The following is a 23,329-nucleotide window of genomic DNA, read 5'->3' on the forward strand; positions in this document are numbered from 1 at the left end:
CGCTTTGGGCTAAGGGCACACTGTTCGTGATGGAATGTCATCGACAATCGGGTAAACTTTGCCGATGCGCCAAAAAGCGGATTCGTGACTGGAACCCGCCTGCCTGAGACGCTTGCAGTCAATCCAGATCATGGTTTTACCCAATCGAACGGAATTTAGATGGAATCCGATAAACAATCGACAGAGCGCCAAGCCACCATTCTGTTAGTCGATGACGAGTCCATCAATCTGTCGGTTTTTGGGCAGTTTCTCGCGCCGTATTATCAGGTTTTGGTGGCTACCAGCGGGCAGAGAGCCTTGCAACTGGCGCGAGGTACCCCAAAGCCGGATTTGATTTTGTTGGATGTGATGATGCCCGATATGGATGGGTATGAAGTCATCGGCCAGCTAAAAGCCGATCCCAAAACCGGCGATATTCCGGTGATATTCGTGACCGCCTTGACTTCCGACCTGGAGGAAGAGCGGGGGCTGTCACTCGGTGCGGTGGATTACCTTTACAAGCCGTGTCATTTGTCGATTCTATTGGCCCGAATCAAAACCCAGCTGGAACTGAAGCATGCCCGCGATTGGCTGAAAGACCAAAATGCCTATCTGGAAACCGAAGTGCAACGCCGGCATCAGGAGAATGAGGCTGTGCATTTGCAATTATTGCAATCGGAAAAATTGGCGGCGATAGGGCAATTGGCGGCCGGCATCGCTCACGAAATCAATAATCCCATCGGTTTTGTCAATTCCAATTTGAATACGCTGAGCGGCTATTTGCGCGATGTTTTTTGCGTGATGGATGCCAGTAACGCGGCCTTAGACGAAAATCCCTTATCGGCGGAGACGCTGCAAAGCTTGCGCGAGCTGAAACAAACCAAGCAGCTTGATTATTTACGTAATGATATTCCGGAATTGATCGCCGAATCCATGGAAGGCTTGTCGCGGGTGCGCGACATTATTCAGGATTTGAAGGATTTTGCGCATGCCGACAAAAACGATTGGGAATTGGGCGATTTGCACAAGGGGTTGGATTCCACGTTGAATATCATCAACAATGAACTGAAGTACCATTGCACCGTACACAAGCAATACGGCGAGATACCGCAGATTTATTGTTTGCCTTCGCAATTGAATCAGGTGTTTATGAATTTACTGATTAACGCCGCGCACGCTATCGAGACCAAAGGCGATATTCAGATTAGTACGGGTTGCGCGGACCGGGGTGTCTGGGTGGAAATCAGCGATAACGGCAAAGGTATTGACCCGGAGAACCTGCCGCGTTTGTTTGAGCCGTTCTTTACCACCAAGCCGGTCGGCAAGGGCACCGGCTTAGGGTTGTCGGTGTCGCAAAATATCGTCCGTAAGCATGGCGGTAGAATCGAAGTGACCAGCCAGCTTGGGCAGGGTAGCCGGTTTCGAGTCTGGCTGCCGATTCGGCCGCCGGAATTGGGGGCCGCCGAATAGTCTGGCTGTCTGGCGGTTTTTTAAAACCGAACTTGCAGAAGGGGCGTTACCTGCCAGACTATCTCATTAATAGATTACTGATATTGCAAAACCATGAACCAGGCAGACATTAAAATACTGATCGTCGACGACGAGCCGAACGTGCTGAAAGCGCTGACGCGTTTGCTGAAACAATACGAGCCTATTACCGCAATCAGCGGCGAGGAAGCGCTGTTGTTAGCTGAGGAACATAGCTTTGATTTGGTGATTTCCGATTACCGGATGCCGGGAATTAACGGTATCGACTTTTTGATTTTATTCAAGCGCATGCAGCCGGATGCAGTGCGCATTGTGTTGACCGGCTTTGCCGATCTCGAAGGCGCGCAGCACGCCATCAATGAGGCGGAAGTGTTTCGCTTTATCAACAAGCCCTGGAGTAATCTGGAAATCGTCAACGTCGTTGAGAATGGTCTGGCGCACAAGCGCATGTTGTTGGAAAACCGCGCCTTGGCCGATCAGGTGCGGGCGCAGCAAATACTCCTGAATGAAAAAGAAGCGATTATCAAAGCGCTGGAAGCCGAGGAGCCAGGTATCACTCAAGTCAATTGGGCGCAGGACGGTTCCATTATTCTCGACGACGAGGATTTGCAATAGTCAGAGGTCTTCCACCGCTCCCTCCTTCGCGTTAACTGAAGATTCTGGCGAATTAGGAGAATTTTTATAACCGGTAGCCCGTTTAGAGCCGAGTTACAGCTGTTCGGTACGTTCGTCATTACTAAAGGCATTGAAAAATTGCTTCGCGGTTCGGCCGTTTTTTGCGGCGTTCTGGTGGGCAAAGTCCAACGCGGCCTTGTGCAAAGCCTCACGGTTGCCGGGATAATCGACGAAATAGCTATCGACAATGTCCAAATAAGTCTGGGTATGTTGCGGATAAAAGGCCAGCCGTAAACCGAAGCGGTCGGACAGGGAGATTTTTTCCTCTATCGTGTCGGAATAATGCACCTCGTTGTCAACCAGCAGGGTATCCAGATTGTCGCGCATATGTTCCGGTAGCAGATGGCGGCGATTGGACGTGGCATAAAACAACACATTCTCAGGCGGCAGTTCGATAGAGCCTTCCAACACGCTCTTCAGCGGCTTGTATAGGGCATCGCCGTTCTCAAAAGATAGGTCGTCGCAATAAATAATGAAGCGCTGATTGTGTTCTCGGATGTCATCGACGATTTCCGGCAGATACAGCAAATCTTGCTTATCGACTTCGATGACTCGTAAACCTTCGTGCAAATATTCGTTCAACAAGGCTTTCACCAGCGAGGACTTGCCAGTGCCGCGCGCGCCCCATAACAAGGCATTATTCGCCGGCAGTCCCGCCAGAAAACGCAGCGTGTTATCTATCATTTGCTGCTTTTGCGGCTCTATGCCCAGCAGTTGATCCAGCCGGATCGGATCGATTTGCCGAACGGGACGCAGAAACGCCTGACGCTGGCGCCAAATTGCTGCATAGGTGTGGTTCCAATCTATCATCTGTGATCCTTGGCTGGGGCCGGTCGAAGTGCCGGTTTGTGTAAAGAAATGAATATTGTATAAATTTTAGACAATTTAACACCACTCTAAGCACAGCAACAACTTAGCGCGGCTTTTAACGGGTTGCCAACAGAGTTATCCACAGATTTTGTGGGAAAGTTATAGCTGTTGTGGAAATGTGACTACCCTCTGTAGCCAGTATATGCCGCTTGTGCCGGTAACCAAGGACTTCTAAGACTTTATTTTAAGTCGCGGCTTTGGCTGCCGAGGCTCGTTTCTGCGGGATGATCGACTTATAATCGATTGTTATCATTTAAATGATAGCTATTGGCTATTTACGGGGTGGCTATGAATCTGCGGGATTTACATTATTTAATCGCCGTTGCCGACTTGCGCAGCTTTGTGCAGGCGGCAGACCGTTGCTGCATCAGCCAGCCGACCTTGAGTACCCAGATAAAAAAGTTGGAAGACGAATTGGGTATCCAGATTTTCGAGCGCACCAATAAAAAAGTGCTGCCTACCGAGCTGGGCGAGCAGATCGTGGCGTCGGCAAGGCGCATCTTGAAGGAGCAAGACAATATCAAGGAACTGGCCGCTACAGCCCAGGACCCGCTGGCGGGTAACCTGCGTTTCGGCGCGTTTCCAACCTTGGCGACCTATTTGTTTCCGCCATTGGTACCCTTAATCAAGCAGGATTTACCACGCATCCGGCTGATTCTGGTCGAGGAAAAAACCGAGCAATTGTTACAGCAACTCCGCAGCGGACAGATGGATTGCGCCTTGCTAGCCTTGCCGATTTACGAGGATTTTCTGGAAAGCCAGGCCTTGTTCGACGATGAGTTTTTACTGGCGGTGGCGGACGGTCATCCGTTGGCGGCCAAGCCGCAAGTCGAGCCAGACGATCTGAACGGCGAGCATTTACTGCTGCTTGAGGAAGGTCATTGCTTACGTGGGCATGCCCTGCAAATCTGCCAAACCATCGGTGCCGACGAAGAACAGGATCTTCGCGCCACCAGTCTGGAAACCTTGCGGCAAATGGTCCACGCCGGCACAGGCATTACCTTTATGCCGCGAATCGCCGTTCGCGAGGAATCGGGTATCCGCTATCTACCTTTCGCGGAGCCGGCGCCGAGCCGGACCATAGGCATGGTTTGGCGCAAAACCAGTGCCAGAGGGGAGCTGATTCGGCGCTTGAGCGGCTTGGTGCGGGATGCGGCTAAGGACATTTAGGTATACACCGCTGGCGTGGCGACTATTTTATTGGCAGTTAGTGAACCGACGGCCAAATGACATTTTCCACGAAAACCTTTGATGTTCTTTTGCTATGTATGGCAGCCTGTCGGTTGCGGGTATTCGCTAGAAGTAAATTTGTATTTAGCCGAAAAAAAGGCGGCCCTTGTCTCGTATGTCCGTTTAAAAACTGAGAGAGGTACATACTGCGGCATACTGGAGTAATCCCCGACGTGAAATTACAAATCGTCTAATATTCGCAAAGTCCTTAACCCTTATTGCGCCTGATAACAGCCTGATGCTTTGAATATTCGAAGGCGGAGATAAGAGGCGCGACAAAAATTGCGACTATTGCCACCAATGCCTTGAGCCTTATGGCCAAGCAAGCACGTTGCCCGATCTCAATGCCGGGCTTTTACCTTGGGAGTACCGACCATGAACAAAAAACAGTTATTACCTGTTGCTATCGCATTATTGACTTCGCAGCCGATTCTCGCCAGCGTGTCCAGTTCGTTCGATGTCGACAGCGAGAACTGGCAAATCGTCAGTTTTGCCGATTTCAGCCAGAACAATTATTCGATCATTGGTCAATACCAACCCAGTTACGTGTCAGGTGGTGGCAATCCCGGCAATTATCTCGCCGCCAGTGATCCGGACGGGGGCGATTTTACCTTCTCTGCGCCCGCAGCTTTTTTGGGTTCGCAGGTTGGAGCTACCGGACTTTCTTACGATCTGACTTATCGCGATGGCGATGTCAATTGGCAGACCACCGACGTCATGTTGGTCGGCAATGGCCAACGATTGCTATGGAAACGCAATCCGAACATCGTCCCAAACAGTGGTTGGACTCATGTCAGCCTGAGTCTGGCACCGTCCTCCGAATGGCGACTGGGCACCACAGACGGGGTGTTCGCCAGCCAAAGTGATTTTCATAACGTGTTGTCCAACTTGAGTGGGCTTTATATTCATGGGGAATATACCAACGGCATTTTTGAAACTGCAGGGCTGGATAATGTGGTATTGCAAACGGTGCCGTTGCCGGGGGCGTTTTGGTTGTTTGGCGTGGGGGTTGCGGGGTTTGGGTCGCGTATTCGTCGAGCGTAACGCGCTGACTCGTTATGTCGTTGTGTCGCTGGCGCGACGGGTTTTTTGTATGTCGGTTCTCGGACCGACGGCCGAGATACTTTCTTTTGCTCCGCCAAAAGAAAGTACCCAAAGAAAAGGCGGCCCGGATGCCGCTTATTCCCTGCGCTCCTCGCTTTTGAACGGGGTCGCCGAAAGGGGCTTCCTGCCCCTTCGTCAACGTGCGGCATCCATGCCGCACCCCTGCGGGCTAATCCGTTCAAAAGCTCCGGTGCTCGGCGCGGCATACGGGAGTAAACAATGCTGCGGAATTTGAAATTGGCTATCATTTATACTGCCTGTAACTCGTAAGGCATTAGCGTGCGGAATACACCCAATGAGTAACTAACGTAAAACGCATGCCGCTATACCCATTGTCGTCTACCGGCTAAAATTTGTCGCCTTAAGAACTTTAGTAAAATATCCCATATGGGTGTTAAGTAATAGCATTGTCATGGGACAATAAATTTGAACGCTATTTGTCAACGCTTTTTAACTATTTAGGGAATTAATGTGAGTATTCTAGACTGGATAGAAGTTGGTAAAGTCTCAGCTGAAAGGGATGACTTGCTTTCGAAATATTTCTTTGATAATGGAGTATTAAAAAGTGTGATTGAGAGCCCCACCTCATTTTTAGTGCTAGGAAGGAAAGGAGCAGGAAAAACTGCTGTTTTTAAACATCTTTCAGAAAATAGAGAAAATTTTATACAGGCTAGTGATCTGCTCATTCCATTGTCATTCGATGACTACAATTGGAAGATTCATGAAATATTGATAGACGAAAATAAAGCAGAATCCTTGGCCTATAAACAATCATGGCGTTTTGTAATCATAATAGAATCAATTAAAGCTTATAAATCTTGGTTAGAAAATAATTCCAAGAAAATCCCAAGAAAAATTGAAAAAGCAAATAAATTGCTTGAAAAGTTGTTTGATTCGCCCATTCCATCTATATCGCAAATTGTTGGAAGAAAATTACTTAGCCTTTCAGGCCTTTCCTTGCCAAAGGGTGGATTTGACCTTGAAAATGGTGACTTGGACTCAATTACCATTGATGGGGGAGATGTTTCATTTGAGACGGTTCAGCAAAGTGGAACAATGAAACAGATTCTGTCTGAAAATATCGAGAATTTAATTAAAAATCTTGAGTGCTCTTTAGAGGAAATCAATTTGGATTGGCCAAGAGTATTTATCTGTTTTGATCGAGTAGATGAAGCTTGGGATGAGGTTTCCTATGAATCTTCTAAACGAGTCATTGCGGGCTTAGTTTCAGCTTGCGACTCTATTACTTCCCAATACAAAGGTATGTTGAGACCAATTGTGTTTTTGAGGGAAGATATCTTTGACGTCTTGAGTATTAACGATGCTAATAAGCTTAGGGAGGATTGCGGGGCTCTCTTGAAGTGGAACAAGGTTACACTATCAAATCTTATGCTTAGGAGAATTAATTATTATGCTGAAAATGCTCGCCAAGAAATTATTACTGATATAGAAGAGTTGTTTGAAAAGCGTGAAATGCGACAACGAGCAAAGCCTCTCAATTATTTGTTAAAAAGAACAATGATGCGGCCCAGAGATCTTATTTCAATTACTAGCAAAATAATTCAAGCAATGAAGGACAAGGCGAATGATCCTTTCGCTGAAAAAGAAATATCTTTTCAAACTCTTGAGGCGGAATCAATATATTCGGCTGAACCTAGCTATTCGGAGTGGCTGAAGCAAGAGATACTAGATGAATGGAAAGTGCAGAAGCCAATAATTACCCAGCTTTTCGACGCGTTCCAAAATAACGCTTCAACTAATTTCACTAAAGAAGACTTACAAAGAGAGTTGCAAAGTTTAGGAGTTTCTTTGTCAGCTGGTGAGGTTATTAATCATCTGCGTTTTCTTTTTGATAATTCTATTATTGGTTTTAAGTTAGGAGATTCGAATGAATGGAAGTTTAAGTGCTTCTATCCTGCCCAAGGGTTTCTAGATTCTGATGAATATCGAGTTCATGAGGGGTTGGTTCGAGCCTTAAATTTGCGAGAAAATAGGGATCGAGAAGACTAATGATTGCTCGATGATTGGGCATATGTTGAACGAAGGTTAAGCGCATCGCTTTCGATAGATGCCTATGTTATTGGTTTGTGTATTGCTGGGTTTCATGTCATCCAACCCCGTCTAAAACAACTCCAAAATTCACTTACAAATTTTGATTTTATAACGGCTTTTATCCCGTTATTCCGCCCCGAGCATCGCAGCTTTTGGCGAGATTAGCCCGTAGGGGAGCGGCAGGGATGCCGCTCGTTTTCGGAGGGCCAAGGATGGCCCTTCCGAAAACCCTCGCCAAAAGCGAGAAGCGCAGGATTAAGGCGGAATTCCGGGTGGCCTTTTCTTTGGATACTTTCTTTTGGCCAAGCAAAAGAAAGTATCTCGGCTGTCGGGCCGAGACCCGACATTAAATAAACCTGTCGCGAGAGCGACACAATAACGCCGGCGCGGTCATTCTGCGTTACAACTGGGCGCGTAGGAACGAGATCAAAATTTAAGAGAGACCCGTAAATATGGCAAAACCATTACCGTTGACTGATGCTGACGGCGAAGTCCGCGAATTGACCGAAACCGATTTTAAACAAATGCGCCCCGCCGTCGAGGTGTTTGCCGAGTTATTTGGGACGGAGCAGGCGGTTGAAATGCTTAGTCCTAAAGGTGGCCGGCCACGTAAGGATTCACCGAAAGTATTTACCGGGATTAGGCTGGATGTAGAGGTGCTGGAGGCTTTTCGTGCTAGCGGCAAAGGCTGGCAGACTAGGATGAACGATGCCTTGAAAGAATGGCTGAAGGATCATTCGCCCGCATAATTTGCAGGCCGGAAATACTTTCACTTATCCGGCCTCCGCGAGTTTGTTGATTAAATCCTAAACTCCGCCGACCGCGCATGCGCGGTCAAACTCTCCCCCCGCGCCAACACCGAAGCAATCTTGCCCAAATTCTGCGCGCCAACCGCCGAGCAATTGATCAAACTGCTGCGTTTTTGGAAGTCGTAAACCCCTAAAGGTGACGAGTAACGGGCTGTGCTGGAGGTGGGCAGGACGTGGTTAGGCCCGGCGCAGTAATCACCCAGCGCTTCGGCGGTGAAGCGGCCCATGAAGATCGCGCCGGCGTTATGGATTTGCTCGCACAAGGCTTCCGGTTCCGCTACGGACAACTCGAGATGTTCCGGAGCGATGCGATTGGCGACTTGCGCGGCTTCGGACAAGTTAGCGACCTTGATAAACGCGCCGCGTCCACTTAGCGAGGCGCGGATGATGTCGGCGCGTTCCATTTCCGGTAGTAGCTTGTTGATGCTGGCTTCGACTTGTTGCAGAAAACCGGCGTCGTCGCTGATCAAAATGGCTTGGGCGTTTTCGTCGTGTTCGGCTTGCGAAAACATATCCATCGCAATCCAGTCCGGGTTGGTTTGGCCGTCGCAGATGATCAATATCTCGGACGGGCCGGCGATCATGTCGATGCCGACTTGACCGAACACCAGCTTTTTGGCGGTGGCGACGTAAATGTTGCCGGGGCCGACGATTTTATCCACCGCCGGAATCGATTCGGTGCCATACGCTAAGGCCGCGACGGCTTGGGCGCCGCCGATGGTGAATACTCTATCCACGCCGGCGACATGCGCCGCCGCCAATACCAGCGCATTCGTCTCGCCGCGCGGGGTCGGGACCACCATAATCAGTTCGCCGACGCCAGCGACTTTGGCCGGAATCGCATTCATCAAGACCGAGGATGGGTAAGCGGCTTTGCCGCCCGGCACATACAGGCCGGCTTTATCCAGTGGCGTGACTTTTTGCCCCAACACAGTGCCGTCTATCTCGGTGAATTGCCAGGATTGCAGTTTTTGATGCTCGGCATAAGCACGGACTCGGTCGGCGGCGGTTTGCAAAGCAATGGCCTGGGTGCTGGGCAAAGTATCCCAGGCCTGTTGCAACGCAGTTCGGTCCAATTCCAGTTCGGCAGCGGCTTTAAAGGCGGTGCCGTCGAAGCGGTTGGTATATTCCAGCAAGGCTTTGTCGCCACGTTTTTTCACGTCGGCGATGATGTCCAACACCCGTTTGTGTATTTCCAGATCGTCGCTGGCATCCCACGCTAGGCGGGCTTGCAGTTGTTTTTCAAAGTCGATTGCCGCGCTATCTAGGCGGAGCATTTTTATAGCAGTCATGATTACGCCCTCTGGGCCAACGTGGTTTCGAACTGATCGATGAGTGCTTGAATGGCTTGATGTTTCATTTTCATCGCCGCTTTATTCACCACCAGTCGAGAGGTGATGTTGGCGATTAGTTCCCGTGGCTCCAGGCCGTTGGCTTTCAGGGTGTTGCCGGTATCGACTAAATCGACGATGCAATCGGCCAACCCAACTAGCGGCGCCAATTCCATCGAGCCGTAAAGCTTGATGATTTCGGCTTGAATGCCTAAGTTGGCGTAATAACTCTGCGCGGTTTTTACGTATTTGGTGGCGACCCGCAAACGGCCTTTCACTTCCGGGGCATTGACCGGGCCGGCAGTCATCAAGCGGCAACCGGCGATTCCTAAATCCAACGGCTCGTAAAGACTTTCCGCACCATGCTCCATCAATACGTCTTTGCCGGCGATACCCATATCCGCCGCGCCGTATTCTACAAAGGTGGGAACGTCGGTGGCGCGGATGATTACCAACTGCACGTCGGGACGGGTGGTTTGCAGAATCAGTTTGCGGCTTTTGTCCGGATCGTCGATCGGCGTGATGCCGGCCTGTTCCAGGAAGGGCAGGGCTTCTTCGTAAATACGGCCTTTGGATACGGCAATGGTCAACATGGTTTTGCGATGAGGTTAGTTAGGAACGCGGCGAATGGTGGCGCCCAGTTGCGACAGTTTTTCTTCGATATGATCGTAGCCACGGTCGATATGATAAATCCGGTCCACCAGGGTTTCGCCTTCCGCCACCAAGCCGGCCAAGACCAAGCTGGCGGACGCCCGCAAGTCGGTGGCCATGACTGGCGCAGCTTTTAGTTGACTGCTGCCGGTGCAGATCGCGGTATTCGATTCCAGCTTGATTTGTGCGCCCATCCGTTGCAGTTCTTGCACGTGCATGAAGCGGTTTTCGAACACGGTTTCGGTGATCAAGCCCACGCCTTCGGCGACGGAGTTCAGCGCGGTAAATTGCGCCTGCATATCGGTCGGGAAAGCCGGATAAGGCGCAGTGCGGACGGTGACCGCTTTCGGGCGTTTGCCGTGCATATTCAGTTCGATCCAGTTTTCACCGCAGGTGATGTCGGCGCCGGCTTCTTTCAGTTTCACCAGAACTGCGTCCAGCGTTGATGGGTCGGTGTTTTTCAGTTTGACATGGCCGCGGCTAATCGCGCCGGCTACCAGATAGGTGCCGGTTTCGATGCGGTCTGGCAGGATGTCGTAATGCAAGCCTTCCACACCTAATCTTTCCACGCCTTCCACGGTCAGAATGTCGGTGCCGACGCCGGTGATTTTGGCGCCCATTTTGTTTAAAAAATGCGCCAGATCGGTGACTTCCGGTTCTTTCGCGGCGTTTTCGATAATGGTGATGCCTTCGGCTAACGTTGCGGCCATCAGGATGTTTTCGGTGCCGGTCACGGTGACTTTATCCAGCACCAGATGACAGCCTTTCAAGCGCTTAACCTTGGCGTGGATATAGCCAGCTTCGACGGTAATGTCGGCACCCATTTTAAGCAGGGAGTCGATGTGAATATCCACCGGCCGGGTACCGATCGCGCAACCGCCGGGCAGCGAGACATAGGCTTCGCCGAAACGGGCCAGTAACGGTCCTAATACCAGAATCGAGGCGCGCATGGTTTTCACCAATTCGTAAGGCGCTTCGTACTTATCGATGGTGCTGGTATCGACTTCGATGTTCATTTTTTCATCGACGGTCAGGCGCACGCCCATTTGTCCCAACAATTCCATCGTAGTAGTAATGTCGTGCAAATGCGGGATGTTGCCGACGCTGACTGGGACGTCGGACAACAGGGTGGCGGCGAGAATAGGCAGAGCGGCGTTTTTGGCGCCGGAGATTCTCAGTTCGCCGTGCAGCGGTTGACCGCCGGTAATCAGTAATTTATCCATGGATTTTTATTGGTTTGTAAATTGGAACGCAGCTTAATGCGTGTGGATTGCAAAATATTCGGTTTCGTCTAGGCCGCTGAGTTTGGCTAATGCCTGCAGCTGAGCAGGGATGTTCTTGAAAGACAGCTTGACCCGGCCCATTCGGCTGAGCCTGATCCATTCGATCATCAAGGCCAGACCGGCGCTATCGGTGGTTTGTACCTTGGCTAGATCGATGCACATGCTATCCATGCCTTTCAAAAACTTAAAGGATTGCAAGGTTTGTTTGTCGATGCTGGCAAAAGTCAGGCTGCCTTCCACGGTAAAGTGGCCCGGAGACTGTTCGGTTAATGTCAGCTTGGACATTATTTGCCTTCCGCTTTGTTCAGCATGAATTTGCCGATCATTTCTTCCAGCACGATGGCGGAGCTGGTGATGTCTATGGTGCTTTTATCCTTCAAATACTCATCCGATGAGCCGGGGTCTAGGCTGACGTACTGCTCGCCCAGCAGGCCGGCGGTATAAATGCTGACGCCGGAATCGCTGGGCAGATTGTTGTATTGCGATTCGATGCGCATTTCCACGATGGATTCGTGGCTGTCCTTATCCAGCCGGATTGCCGAAACCCGACCGATGCGCACGCCGGCCACGGACACCGGGGATTTGACTTTCAGGCCGCCGCTATTTTGAAAGTGGGCGATCACGGTGTAGGTGTCGTCGCCCGTGTAGCTGCCGAGATTGCTGACTTGCAGCGCCATGTAAAACAAGGCGGCAACGCCGCTGGCGACAAAAAAACCGACCAGAGTATCCTGGGTCTTGGAATGCTGCATGTTAAATGTCTCCAAACATGAGTGCGGTTAAAATGAAATCGAGTGCCAGAACCGAGAAGGCTGAATTGACCACAGTGCGCGTGGTGGCGCGGCTGACGCCTTCTGAAGTAGGAATAGCATCGTAGCCTTCGAATAAGGCAATCCAGGACACCACGAAACCGAACACCACGCTTTTCAGAATGCCGTTAATGATGTCTTCTTGAAAATCGATACTGGCCTGCATCTGCGCCCAAAATGCGCCGTCGTCGACGCCGAGCATGCCCACGCCGACCAGATGGCCGCCCATGATACCGATGGCGCTAAACAAGGCGGCCAATAAAGGCATGGACAGAAAGCCGGCTAAAAAGCGCGGTGAAATAATGCGCTTGATCGGATCGACCGCCATCATTTCCATGCCGGATAATTGTTCGGTAGCCTTCATCAAGCCGATCTCCGCGGTCAACGCCGAGCCGGCCCGGCCGGCAAACAAAAGAGCCGATACCACAGGTCCCAGTTCGCGTACCAATGACGCCGCGACCATGACCCCCAGCGATTCCTCGGCGCCGAAGTCCGACAGAATGTTAAAGCCTTGCAAACCTAAAACCATGCCGACGAACAGGCCGGAGATGGTGATAATCAGAAATGACAAAACGCCGACCGAATACACCTGCTTGATCAGCAAGTTGGGGCGCGGCACCACATCACTGATGCCGGCTAAGGTGTGGCTCAGAAAAAACGAGGCACGGCCGAGCTTGGCAAAGCTGCTGCGAGTGGTTTTTCCTAGATTTTGCAGAAATTGAAGCATTGTTGAATACAGGGTGGTTATTTGCTGGCCAGCAGGTCGTCGAGATAATCAGGCGCCGAATAGTGAAAGTGTACAGGGCCGTCGGCATCGCCGTGCATAAACTGTTGTACCCACTCCGAATCGGACTGCTGTAACTCTTGTGGGGTACCCTGGCCGATGATTTTGCCGCCGGACAAGACATAAATGTAATCGGCGATGGCAGCGGTTTCTTGTACATCGTGCGAGACGATGATACTGGTCAGGCCCAGCGTGGTGTTCAGCGACTTGATCAAGTGCACCAGTGCGCCCTTGGAAATCGGATCCTGGCCGGTAAACGGTTCGTCGTACATGATCATCAGCGGATCGAGAGCAATCGCACGTGCCAAAGCCACCCGTCGGGCCATGCCGCCGGATAATTCGTTGGGCATTAAATGGCGCGCGCCGCGTAGGCCCACCGCGTGCAGCTTCATCAATACTAAAGTGCGGATCATCGATTCCGGCAAATGGGTGTGTTCGCGCATGGGAAACGCCACATTATCGTAGACGCTCATGTCCGTGAGCAGGGCGCCGCTTTGGAATAGCATGCCCATGCGTTTGCGCAATTCGTAGAGTTCGCGAGTTTTCAGGCGGTGAACATTTTGCCCGTCCACATGAATTTGGCCGCGATCCGGGGTCAACTGACCACCGATCAATTTCAATAGCGTGGTCTTGCCGGTGCCGCTGGGGCCCATGATGGCCGTGACTTTGCCGCGCTGAATTTCCAGGCTGACGGCGTCGAAAATTTTTCTGGGGCCTCTGGAAAAGCTCAAGTTACTAATCGAAACGATATTGTCTTCAGGACTTGCGCTATTGGCCATCTACCGGAATCAAAAGAGTTTTGGGATTGGGAGCAGGCTATTTTCTATGACTGGCCGAGAATAAGTCAATGACTTGGGGTGAAAAGTCGGTTAATAACATGCAATAATGGTTCCTTTTTGTTTCGGTGCGTGGAGTTAATTTGCGTGGGTTGTGATCAAGACATACAGGCGTTGGCGTTGGCGGTGATTCAGACCGAAATGCAGGCGGTTGCCGGCTTGGCTGCACGCATCGATGAACAATTTGTTAGCGCCTGCCGTTTGCTGCTGGCCTGTAAAGGCCGGGTGGTGGTCACCGGCATGGGTAAATCCGGGCATATTGCCGGTAAAATTGCCGCCACGCTGGCTAGTACCGGCACCCCGGCTTTTTTTGTGCATCCGGGAGAAGCCAGTCACGGCGATCTGGGCATGATTACCCGGCAGGACGTGGTGCTGGCTTTGTCCAATTCCGGCGAAACCGAAGAAATCCTGACGATATTGCCTATTATTAAGCGACTAGGCGTGCCGCTGATCGCGTTGACCGGCAATCCGGAATCGGCTTTGGCCCGGTTTGCCAGCGTACACATCAATGTTGCTGTCGAACAAGAGGCTTGTCCGTTGGGTTTGGCGCCCACTGCCAGCACCACCGCGGCATTGGTGATGGGCGATGCGTTGGCCGTGTCGTTATTGGAAACCAAGGGCTTTACCCGTGACGATTTTGCTTTATCGCATCCAGGCGGTAGCTTGGGTAAGCGCTTGTTGTTGCAGGTTAACGACATCATGCACCGCGGTACTGAAGTGCCGGTGGTCACTGATAGCGTTTTAGTGAGCGATGCCTTGCTGGAAATGACCGGCAAGAAGCTGGGCATGACCGCAGTGGTCGATGGCGAAGGCCGGGTCGCCGGGATATTTACCGACGGTGACTTGCGGCGCATGCTGGAAAAAAATCTGGATGTGCATGCGACACGCATCGCCGAAGTGATGACCGGTCCTTGTAAAGTGATCGATGTGGATATGTTGGCGGCGGAAGCCATGCAAATCATGGAAAGTAAAAAAATCAATGCCCTGCTGGTCGTCGACAGCCAACAAAAATTGTTGGGCGCGTTGAATATGCACGATTTGCTGCGGGCCGGCATAGTCTGAAGAGTGACGAGTGATGTTCGATTTAAATTCCCAATTACTGAGTATTGTTAAGCAGCTAAAGCTGTTGATTTTGGATGTGGATGGGGTGCTGACCGACGGTCGTTTGTTTTTCGACGATAACGGCAAAGAATACAAATGTTTTCACGCGCGTGACGGGCATGGTATTAAATTGTTGCGGCAGACCGGTGTGGAAGTGGCGGTGATTTCCGGCCGCAAATCCAATTCGGTCGCGCTGCGTATGCAGAGTCTTGGGGTCGAGCTCGTCTACCAAGGTCACGAGAACAAGCGCGCGGCATTCGCGGAAATTTTGCAGCGTCTGGTCCTAACGCCGGAACAAGTGGCGTATATCGGCGACGACATTCTGGATTTGCCGGTTATGCGGCAAGTGGGTTTCGCGGTCGCGGTGCAAGATGCTAATTTCGTGCTAAAAAATTATGCTCATTGGCAAACCCATACTGCCGGCGGTTTAGGCGCGGTTCGGGAAGTATGCGATTTAATCATGCAAGTCCAAGGTAGCTTTGACGGCGTGCTGCAAACCTATTTATGACCGTACTGAAAAATCTCCAGATTTTTATTTATGTCGGCTTGGCCGCATTGTTGTCATGGTGGCTGGTGCAGTTGAATGAGGAACGTGACGCCGAAATGAAAATTGCCGAGAATAGCCCGGATTTTTTTAGTTTGGGTTATTTCAAGAAAGAGATGAATATTGACGGCGTGCCGAAAAGCGAATTGGCCGCGGAAAAAATGCAGCACTTTAAAGCCGACGGCAGTACGCATCTGGAAAAGCCGGTGATGACTTTGTATAACCCCAACCAGATGCCTTGGCTGATCAGGGCCGACAGCGGCGTGATGGCGGCGGACGGCGATAATTTACAACTCAACGGTAGTGCTTATATCAACCGGGAAGCCTCGAAAACCAATTCGGCGCTGACCATCAATACATCGGATTTGCGGGTGAAACTCGCCAGCCATTATGCGGAGACACAGGCGTGGGCGGAGATCATCAGCCCGCCCAACAAAACGGCGGGAGTAGGAATGGAAGCGACTTTTGTTAGTCCGATTCACCTGAAATTGTTGTCCAAAGTGAAAGGTCGCTATGAAATTAAGTAAAATGGTCGGTGTAGGCCTGTTATTCTCGGCACGGGTGGCGTTTGGTCTGGAGTCGGATTCCGAGCAACCCATCTACATCGACTCGGATAATGCGGTTTACGACGAAAAGGCGCAGATCAGCACCTATACCGGCAATGTGGTTGCTACTCAAGGGACGATTAGAATCGATGGCGACAAGTTGGTGGTTTATCTGAAGGATGGCGCGATTATCAAATTGATTGCCACCGGTAAACCGTCGCGATTCAAGCAGTTGCCGGCGGTTGGCAAGGAAGAAATGCACGGGGAAGGTTTGATCAACGAATTTTATCCCGACCAGAATTTGCTGAAATTTATGAAAAATGCCTCGGTCTGGCAGGGTGACGCCAAACAATCCAGTGAGTATATCGAGTACGATACCAAAAACTCCTTGCTGAAGGCTGGTGAGGCGCAATCCGACGGCAAGCGCGTGCACTCGGTTATTAAACCTAAGCCCAAGCAGGCGCAATAATGGCGCGATTGGTTGCGGAACAGCTGTTTAAACGCTACAACAACCGAAATGTGGTCGATGGGGTCAGCCTGCGGGTGGACACCGGGGAAGTAGTAGGTTTGCTGGGCCCGAACGGAGCCGGCAAAACCACCAGCTTTTACATGATGGTGGGTTTGGTCAAAGCCGATAGCGGCGAGATTTTTCTCGACGAGCAGCGCATCACGCATCATCCGATGCACCGGCGGGCGCGCTTGGGAATAGGTTATCTGGCGCAAGAGGCTTCGGTGTTCCGTAAGTTGAGTGTGGCCGACAATTTACGCGCGGTATTGCAGATTCGGGCCGATTTGACCGATGGGCAAATCGAGTTGTTGATTGACGAGTTACTGACAGAGTTTAATATCAACCACTTGCGGAATCAGGTGGCGCTGGGTTTGTCAGGCGGCGAACGGCGCCGGGTGGAAATTGCCAGGGCGCTAGCGAGCGAGCCGCAGTTTATCCTGCTGGACGAGCCGTTTGCCGGGGTCGATCCGATTTCAGTGCTGGAGCTGCAAAAAATCATTGCTCACTTGAAGCACCGTGGTATCGGTATTTTGATTACCGAGCACAAAGTGAGGGAGACATTGGAGATTTGTGATCGCGCTTATATTTTGAACAATGGGAAGGTTATCGCCGAAGGCCAGTCGCGCCAGTTGGTGGATAACGAAGAGGTGCGTAGAGTGTATCTGGGCGAGAAATTTAGTTTATGAAATTCGAATAGTCATGAAGCAATCTCTACAACTCCGTATCGGTCAGAGTCTGACCATGACGCCGCAATTGCAGCAGGCCATCAAGCTGTTGCAAATGTCGACTTTGGATTTACAACAGGAAATCCAGCAAGCCCTGGAATCCAACATGATGTTGGAGATCGATGAAGAGGAGCTGCCGAATCTCGAGTTCAGGGACAAAAAGCTGGAAAACACCGATCAGCAGACCAGCGAGGGCTCGCAAACGGATATGCCGGATGAGTTACCGGTCGATGTCAGTTGGGACGACGTTTACGAAAGTTCGTTGCCCAGCGGCGGCGATGAGGGCGATAGTCCGGAGTTTGAGGCCTTTCGCGGTAAGTCAGAGTCTTTACGCGATCATCTGGTCTGGCAGTTGGAACTGATTCCGATCTCGGACCGCGATTATGCAATTGCCACGGCTATCATCGACGCCGTCAATGACGATGGTTATGTGACTAGCGAATTGACTGATATTTTTCAGGGCTTGCAGGATCAACTGGAAGGCTTGGAAATGGATGAGGTTTTGGCTGTGCTGCATATGGTGCAAAACTTTGACCCCGTCGGTGTGGCTGCGCTGGATTTGGCCGATTGTCTGGGCTTACAGCTACAGCAATTGCCGGTTACGACGCCTTATCGGTCGGAAGCTTTGGAGTTCGTGCATAGGCATTTGGATTTGTTGGCCAGTTGCGACCAAGCCCGGTTGATGAAACGGGTTGGCTTGACTGAGGACGTGATGAAAGGCGTGCTGGCGCTGATTCGAACCCTGGACCCCAAACCTGGCGCACGCTTGCAGGATTCGGACGTCGAATATGTGGTGCCGGATGTGTTTGTTGCCAAAGTGAATGGGCAGTGGCAGGTTAATCTAAACCCGGAGATAGCGCCCAAATTGCGCGTCAATCCTTTTTATTCCGGGATGATCAAACGTGCCGACAATAGCCATGACAATGTCAGCATGAAAAACCATCTGCAGGAAGCGCGTTGGTTTATTAAAAGCCTGCATAGTCGTAACGACACCTTGTTGCGTGTGGCGAGAAGCATTGTCGAAAAACAAGGCGATTTTTTCGAGCACGGCGCGATTGCGATGAAGCCGATGGTCTTGCGCGATATTGCCGAGGAATTGGAATTGCACGAATCGACGATCTCTCGGGTCACCACGCAAAAATACATGCACACCCCGCACGGTGTGATCGAGTTTAAATATTTTTTCTCCAGCCATGTCAGTACCGATGGCGGGGGAGAGTGTTCGGCGACCGCGATTCGGGCGCTGATAAAAGAGTTGGTCGGCAGTGAAAACCCGGCCAAGCCATTGAGCGATAGTAAAATATCGGACTTATTGAATGAGAAGGGCATTAATGTCGCGCGCCGCACCATTGCCAAATATCGGGAAGCGATGTCCATTCCTTCAACCAGCCAGCGGAAAAGGCACATTTGATCAATCTGGAAGAATAATTTTTAAAAACAGGAGTATTCCATGCAAGTCAGTATCACAGGTCATCACGTAGAAGTCACCGAAGCATTAAAAGCCTACGTGGATGAAAAAATTAGCAAAATCAAACGTCATTTCGACAATGTCGTTGATGTTCACGTCATTTTGACCGTTGAGAAGCTTGAGCAAAAAGCCGAAGCAGCCGTGCAAATCAGCGGTGCCAAACTGTATGCCGAAGATGTACAAGAAGATATGTACGCGGCTATCGACAATATGGTCGACAAACTCGATAGACAAATCGTCAAACATAAAGAAAAAAATCAGAACCATCGTTAAGTTGAGGTCGAGCGGTACAGAGTGGATAAGGTAATTTGCTCTGTATCGGTTTGGATATGAAACTAGTCATTGTTAGCGGCTTATCGGGATCGGGTAAGAGTATTGCCCTAGATACGTTGGAAGATTGCGGCTATTACTGTATCGACAATCTTCCCGTGACCTTGCTCGACGATTTTGTCGATCATGTGATGCTGAAAGATCCGGCGACCTACAGTAAAACCGCTATCGGTATCGATGCCAGAAACCGTAACCAGAAGTTGGCGGATTTTCCGGATAGTTTGAGTTTTATTCGCAACAAAGGCATCGATTGCGAATTGGTTTATATGGAAGCGGACGAGAATATTATTCTGAAGCGTTACAGCGAAACGCGCCGCCGCCATCCGTTGACGACCGAAAGCCGGCCGCTGCGTGAGGCTCTGGAAATCGAACGGGAAATGCTGCGGCCGGTGGCGACGCGTGCCGACATAGTCATCGATACCAGTTACACCCATTATCATCAGTTACGGGATTTACTGAAAAACCGTTTGGGTGAAAAAGGCAAAAGTTCTTTGTCGATTTTGTTTCAGTCCTTCGGTTTTAAATATGGTATCCCGTTGGATGCCGACTTTGTGTTCGATGCCCGCAGTTTGCCCAATCCCTATTGGGCGCCGGAGTTGCGAGGATTGACCGGCAAACACACCGAGGTCATCGATTTTTTACAGAACGAAGTGATCGTGAAAGAGTTTCTGCATGACATAGGTTATTTCATCGGTCGATGGGCGCCGCGCTTCGAGTCGGATAATCGCAGTTATTTAACCATAGCGATCGGTTGTACCGGTGGTCAGCATCGTTCGGTTTACTTGGTTGAGGCATTGAGTAAGCACTTTCAAACTATTACTCCTAACGTTATCGTCAGGCATCGGGAATTGCGTTAACGCAACTATCCAGCCCAATTTCTTGGTTTTTACCCATGACATCTGCAGCAAAGCTTGAAAATACCGAGCATCTTTTAGATCGCGCCATCGAAGTGCTGGCAAAAGACTCTCTGATCGAGATTAGGAACTTAGTGCGTTCCTTATACCCGGCGGAAGCGGCGCATATTCTCGAGTCGTTGGAGCCGGAACTGCGCGCCAAGCTGTGGGCGGTGATGCCGCCCAGTGTGATCGGCGAAATTCTGGTTGAAATAAATGTCGAAGTGGGCAGTAGCTTGCTGAAGATCACCGATAGAAAGGATTTGATAGCCGCTACCGAATCCATGGGTGCTGACGGCATGGTCGATCTGCTGCATGTATTGCCCGAGCCCTTGCTGTCGCAAGTAATGGAATCGATCGGCGTACATAACCGCAATCGCATCGAAAAGGCGCTTAGCTACGACGAGCATACCGCCGGCGGCTTGATGTCTGACGACGTCTTAACCATTCGCGCCGATGTGACGCTGGATGTGGTGACGCGTTATTTACGCTTGCGCGGGAATATGCCAGCCGCTACAGACAGCCTAATCGTGGTGGATCGCAAAGAGCAGTTTCAGGGCTTGTTGCCGATTAATCAATTGTTGACGCACGACCCGCATACCAAAGTTGAGTCGATTATGGATACCCGTAGCTCAGGTATTCCCTACGGTATGCCTAGTCGCGACGTCGCTGGATTGTTCGAGCGGCGGAAATTGTTGTCCGCGCCGGTTTTGGCGGATGACGGCAAGGTATTGGGGCGCATCACTATCGACGACGTCGTGGGTTTGATTCGTGAGGAAGCCAATCACTCGTTGATGAGCATGGCCGGCTTGAGCGAAGAGCAGGATATGTTTGCGCCGGTATTTAGTAGCGCCAAGCGCCGTGCGCTCTGGTTGGGCGTGAATTTGCTTACCGCGTTCCTGGCCGCTTCGGTCATCGATTTGTTTGAGGCCACCATTCAGCAGATCGTCGCGTTGGCGGTATTGATGCCGATTGTCGCCAGTATGGGCGGTATCGCCGGCAGTCAGACGTTGACGCTGGTGGTCAGGGGTTTAGCCTTGCGGCAGGTCACCACCAGCAATGCTTTGAGTCTTTTGTTTAAAGAGGTCTCCGTGGGCCTGTTAAATGGTTTGGTCTGGGCTGTTGTGGTGGCGGTAGTGGCCGGGATGTGGTTCCATAATCCGCATATCGGTATGCTACTTGGCGTGGCGATGTTGATCAATTTGGTATGCGCGGCTTTATCCGGCGTGGCGATTCCGGTGTTGTTGGACAAGATCGGTGTGGATCCAGCTCTGGCTGGCGGTGTGTTATTGACCACCGTTACCGATGTGGTTGGATTCATGGCATTTTTGGGCTTGGCAACCTTGTTTTTACTGTAAGGAACTGTGCTTTTTGTCACGGAAAATGATAGTATTTCGGACATTCAGTAGCGGATTTTCCAAACTCGATGTCAACCGGCGCACCTACTTCGCAAAAAACAGCTTTGGAGTTTAAAAGCACGTCTCTGACGGTGCCGGTGTTGCTGTTAGCCAGTAACGACATCTCTCTGATCGATCAACAGCTCAAGGAAAAGGTGGTTCAAGCCCCCGAGTTTTTTAAAAACTCGCCATTGCTGATCGATCTGCAAAAACTTAACGCGCAAAACCTGCCAATTGATTTCACCGAAATAGTCGCTATCGTCCGTCAGCACGGCTTCATGCCGATAGGGCTGCGCGGCGGCAATGAACAACAGAACGGCGATGCCTTGGCTATGAATTTGCCTCAGCATTCCCTGCACGGCAGCAATGCGCCCCTGGTCAACAAAGCGCCGGCAAAAACGTTGCCGACACCCGCGCCGGAAGAGCAAAAGCAAGCTAGTCAATCAATAGAAAATAAGTTAGTCACCCAGCCGATACGCTCGGGTCAGCGGGTTTATGCCAAAGGCGACTTGATCGTCACCGCAACCGTTAGTGCCGGCGCGGAAATCATGGCGGAAGGTAATATTCATATATACGGCTCCTTACGTGGACGAGCGTTAGCCGGTGTGCTGGGTAACGTCAATAGCCGTATTTTTTGTTCGGATTTGCAAGCTGAACTGATTTCGATAGCGGGCATTTACCAGCTCAGCGACGATTTGAGCAAGTATCCCGCGCACAAGCCCGTACAGATCAGTCTGGATAACCAGACTCTGATTATCAAAGATATTTAAGCTTTTCTTGGAGGAACAACATTGGCCAGAATTATCGTAGTAACATCGGGAAAAGGTGGTGTGGGCAAAACCACAACCAGCGCCGCTATCGCGATGGGCTTAGCGAAGCGTGGACATAAAACCGCTGTGATCGATTTCGATGTGGGGCTGCGTAACCTCGACTTAATCATGGGCTGTGAGCGTCGCGTGGTTTATGATTTGGTTAATGTGATCAACAACGAGGCCACCTTAAATCAGGCCTTGATCAGAGACAAGCGTTGCGACCAGTTATTTATATTGCCGGCATCGCAAACCCGTGATAAAGATGCATTAACGACGGAAGGCGTCGGCAAAATTCTGGAAGAGTTGTCCAAAGACTTTAAATACATCGTTTGTGACTCGCCGGCAGGAATAGAGCGCGGTGCTACACTTGCCATGTACTTCGCTGATGACGCGTTTGTGGTCACTAACCCGGAAGTCTCGTCCGTCAGAGATTCGGATCGGATGCTGGGTATTTTGTCCAGTAAATCGCGCCGCGCCGAGAATGGCGAAGAGCCGATCAAGGAATATTTGTTGTTGTCGCGCTATTCGCCGGATCGGGTGAAATTGGGTGAGATGCTCAGCGTTGACGATGTACAGGAAATTTTGTCGTTACATTTGTTGGGCGTTATCCCTGAGTCCAAGTCTGTGTTGAATGCGTCAAACTCCGGTACGCCGGTCATCCTCGACGAGCAGAGCGATGCAGGTCAGGCTTATGCGGACATCGTGGCGCGTTACTTGGGCGAAACCAAACCACATCGTTTTATTGAGGAAGAGAAAAAGGGCTTATTCAGTAAGCTATTCGGGAGCAAGTGATGAGTCTCTTAGATTATTTCAGATCCTCGAAAACCAATACGGCATCGCTGGCTAAGGAAAGATTGCAAATTCTGGTCGCCCATGAGCGTGCATCCAGAAATCAGCCGTCCTATTTGCCCGAGTTGCAACAAGAATTGTTGGCGGTGATCCGTAAATATGTCAATGTCGGGCAGGATGCCATTACCGTTAATTTTGAACAGGATGGAAACCAGGAAACCCTGGAACTTAATATTGTGCTGCCTGATGAGCGTTAGTTGTGCTGACTGGCTTTTGCTGCGGCTTATGCCGCGTGAGGCTGGATAGCACGACTAAAACC

General features: G+C 50.8%; 26 protein-coding genes. 18 read left to right on the plus strand and 8 right to left on the minus strand.

All coding sequences use genetic code 11. The features are described from left to right. The first annotated feature begins 159 nt into the window (after positions 1-159). Together ACR64Q_RS00825 and ACR64Q_RS00830 are read left to right on the plus strand one after the other, a co-directional pair. Positions 160-1,449 (plus strand): ATP-binding protein, encoded by a 1,290-nt coding sequence (locus ACR64Q_RS00825; RefSeq protein WP_313733280.1) that lies wholly within the window; start codon positions 160-162, stop codon positions 1,447-1,449. Between the two features lie 93 nt (positions 1,450-1,542). Further along, positions 1,543-2,082 carry a response regulator gene (locus ACR64Q_RS00830; RefSeq protein WP_020483574.1) on the plus strand — a complete coding sequence of 180 codons (540 nt, stop codon included), beginning with the start codon at positions 1,543-1,545 and terminating at the stop codon, positions 2,080-2,082. A 93-nt stretch (positions 2,083-2,175) separates the two neighbouring features. On the opposite strand, the gene ACR64Q_RS00835 is transcribed toward ACR64Q_RS00830, so the two are convergent. Continuing rightward, entirely contained in the window at positions 2,176-2,952 is a 777-nt protein-coding gene (locus ACR64Q_RS00835; protein WP_026603137.1) for an ATP-binding protein, read from the minus strand. A gap of 348 nt (positions 2,953-3,300) precedes the next feature. On the opposite strand from ACR64Q_RS00835, the gene ACR64Q_RS00840 reads away from it, so the two are divergent. The 4 genes from ACR64Q_RS00840 to ACR64Q_RS00855 all read left to right on the plus strand — a co-directional run bounded on the left by ACR64Q_RS00840 (position 3,301) and on the right by ACR64Q_RS00855 (position 8,147). Next, a complete protein-coding gene (locus ACR64Q_RS00840) occupies positions 3,301-4,182 on the plus strand; it encodes a LysR substrate-binding domain-containing protein (protein WP_313733281.1) in 882 nt (293 codons plus the stop codon). 435 nt (positions 4,183-4,617) lie between these two features. Continuing rightward, positions 4,618-5,286, plus strand: coding sequence for a laminin B domain-containing protein (locus ACR64Q_RS00845; protein WP_313733282.1), 669 nt, complete (start codon positions 4,618-4,620; stop codon positions 5,284-5,286). Positions 5,287-5,817: 531 nt separating this feature from the next. Further along, positions 5,818-7,356, plus strand: a complete 1,539-nt coding sequence (locus ACR64Q_RS00850; RefSeq protein ID WP_313733283.1) for a P-loop ATPase, Sll1717 family — start codon at positions 5,818-5,820, stop codon at positions 7,354-7,356. Positions 7,357-7,850: 494 nt separating this feature from the next. Next, positions 7,851-8,147 carry a BrnA antitoxin family protein gene (locus ACR64Q_RS00855; RefSeq protein WP_313733284.1) on the plus strand — a complete coding sequence of 99 codons (297 nt, stop codon included), beginning with the start codon at positions 7,851-7,853 and terminating at the stop codon, positions 8,145-8,147. Positions 8,148-8,197: 50 nt separating this feature from the next. On the opposite strand, the gene hisD is transcribed toward ACR64Q_RS00855, so the two are convergent. From hisD to ACR64Q_RS00890, 7 genes are read right to left on the minus strand one after another with little or no spacing between them, the layout of a single operon-like run. Continuing rightward, on the minus strand, positions 8,198-9,499 hold the full coding sequence (gene hisD, locus ACR64Q_RS00860; RefSeq protein WP_409521150.1) for a histidinol dehydrogenase: 1,302 nt from the start codon (positions 9,497-9,499) through the stop codon (positions 8,198-8,200). A 2-nt stretch (positions 9,500-9,501) separates the two neighbouring features. Next, complete coding sequence (gene hisG / locus ACR64Q_RS00865) at positions 9,502-10,131, minus strand: ATP phosphoribosyltransferase (RefSeq protein WP_020483563.1); 630 nt, start codon at positions 10,129-10,131, stop codon at positions 9,502-9,504. Positions 10,132-10,146: 15 nt separating this feature from the next. Next, positions 10,147-11,412 carry a UDP-N-acetylglucosamine 1-carboxyvinyltransferase gene (gene murA, locus ACR64Q_RS00870; protein WP_313733285.1) on the minus strand — a complete coding sequence of 422 codons (1,266 nt, stop codon included), beginning with the start codon at positions 11,410-11,412 and terminating at the stop codon, positions 10,147-10,149. Between the two features lie 33 nt (positions 11,413-11,445). Then, positions 11,446-11,757 carry an STAS domain-containing protein gene (locus tag ACR64Q_RS00875; protein ID WP_313733286.1) on the minus strand — a complete coding sequence of 104 codons (312 nt, stop codon included), beginning with the start codon at positions 11,755-11,757 and terminating at the stop codon, positions 11,446-11,448. Beyond that, positions 11,757-12,221 carry an outer membrane lipid asymmetry maintenance protein MlaD gene (mlaD, locus tag ACR64Q_RS00880; protein WP_313733287.1) on the minus strand — a complete coding sequence of 155 codons (465 nt, stop codon included), beginning with the start codon at positions 12,219-12,221 and terminating at the stop codon, positions 11,757-11,759. Before mlaD ends, ACR64Q_RS00875 begins: the two co-directional genes overlap by 1 nt. Before the next feature lies 1 nt (position 12,222). Beyond that, positions 12,223-13,005, minus strand: coding sequence for a lipid asymmetry maintenance ABC transporter permease subunit MlaE (mlaE, locus tag ACR64Q_RS00885; RefSeq protein WP_313733288.1), 783 nt, complete (start codon positions 13,003-13,005; stop codon positions 12,223-12,225). A gap of 17 nt (positions 13,006-13,022) precedes the next feature. Continuing rightward, entirely contained in the window at positions 13,023-13,841 is an 819-nt protein-coding gene (locus ACR64Q_RS00890; protein WP_026603149.1) for an ABC transporter ATP-binding protein, read from the minus strand. A gap of 144 nt (positions 13,842-13,985) precedes the next feature. Between ACR64Q_RS00890 and ACR64Q_RS00895 the strand changes: the two genes are divergently transcribed. The 12 genes from ACR64Q_RS00895 to minE all read left to right on the plus strand — a co-directional run bounded on the left by ACR64Q_RS00895 (position 13,986) and on the right by minE (position 23,267). Beyond that, complete coding sequence (locus ACR64Q_RS00895) at positions 13,986-14,960, plus strand: KpsF/GutQ family sugar-phosphate isomerase (RefSeq protein WP_026603150.1); 975 nt, start codon at positions 13,986-13,988, stop codon at positions 14,958-14,960. Positions 14,961-14,973: 13 nt separating this feature from the next. After that, complete coding sequence (kdsC, locus tag ACR64Q_RS00900; protein ID WP_020483556.1) at positions 14,974-15,507, plus strand: 3-deoxy-manno-octulosonate-8-phosphatase KdsC; 534 nt, start codon at positions 14,974-14,976, stop codon at positions 15,505-15,507. Then, the gene (gene lptC / locus ACR64Q_RS00905) at positions 15,504-16,070 is read left to right on the plus strand and encodes an LPS export ABC transporter periplasmic protein LptC (protein WP_026603151.1); all 567 of its coding nucleotides are present in this window, start codon (positions 15,504-15,506) and stop codon (positions 16,068-16,070) included. Before kdsC ends, lptC begins: the two co-directional genes overlap by 4 nt. Continuing rightward, a complete protein-coding gene (gene lptA / locus ACR64Q_RS00910) occupies positions 16,057-16,557 on the plus strand; it encodes a lipopolysaccharide transport periplasmic protein LptA (protein WP_026603152.1) in 501 nt (166 codons plus the stop codon). Before lptC ends, lptA begins: the two co-directional genes overlap by 14 nt. Then, on the plus strand, positions 16,557-17,282 hold the full coding sequence (lptB, locus tag ACR64Q_RS00915; protein ID WP_026603153.1) for an LPS export ABC transporter ATP-binding protein: 726 nt from the start codon (positions 16,557-16,559) through the stop codon (positions 17,280-17,282). The genes lptA and lptB overlap by 1 nt, the downstream gene beginning before the upstream one ends. A 13-nt stretch (positions 17,283-17,295) precedes the next feature. Continuing rightward, positions 17,296-18,732, plus strand: coding sequence for an RNA polymerase factor sigma-54 (locus ACR64Q_RS00920; RefSeq protein ID WP_020483552.1), 1,437 nt, complete (start codon positions 17,296-17,298; stop codon positions 18,730-18,732). Between the two features lie 39 nt (positions 18,733-18,771). Further along, a complete protein-coding gene (hpf, locus tag ACR64Q_RS00925; protein WP_020483551.1) occupies positions 18,772-19,062 on the plus strand; it encodes a ribosome hibernation-promoting factor, HPF/YfiA family in 291 nt (96 codons plus the stop codon). Between the two features lie 56 nt (positions 19,063-19,118). Next, positions 19,119-19,976: an RNase adapter RapZ gene (gene rapZ, locus ACR64Q_RS00930; protein WP_026603154.1), complete on the plus strand. Its 858-nt coding sequence runs from the start codon at positions 19,119-19,121 to the stop codon at positions 19,974-19,976. Between the two features lie 35 nt (positions 19,977-20,011). Then, positions 20,012-21,370: a magnesium transporter gene (gene mgtE, locus ACR64Q_RS00935; protein ID WP_313733289.1), complete on the plus strand. Its 1,359-nt coding sequence runs from the start codon at positions 20,012-20,014 to the stop codon at positions 21,368-21,370. A 68-nt stretch (positions 21,371-21,438) separates the two neighbouring features. Beyond that, positions 21,439-22,179, plus strand: a complete 741-nt coding sequence (gene minC / locus ACR64Q_RS00940) for a septum site-determining protein MinC (protein ID WP_026603156.1) — start codon at positions 21,439-21,441, stop codon at positions 22,177-22,179. 21 nt (positions 22,180-22,200) lie between these two features. Beyond that, positions 22,201-23,013 (plus strand): septum site-determining protein MinD, encoded by an 813-nt coding sequence (minD, locus tag ACR64Q_RS00945; protein ID WP_036276137.1) that lies wholly within the window; start codon positions 22,201-22,203, stop codon positions 23,011-23,013. Continuing rightward, positions 23,013-23,267 carry a cell division topological specificity factor MinE gene (gene minE, locus ACR64Q_RS00950; protein ID WP_020483546.1) on the plus strand — a complete coding sequence of 85 codons (255 nt, stop codon included), beginning with the start codon at positions 23,013-23,015 and terminating at the stop codon, positions 23,265-23,267. The genes minD and minE overlap by 1 nt, the downstream gene beginning before the upstream one ends. Positions 23,268-23,329: the final 62 nt, after the last annotated feature.

The organism is Methylomonas sp. 2F7 (assembly GCF_057126975.1).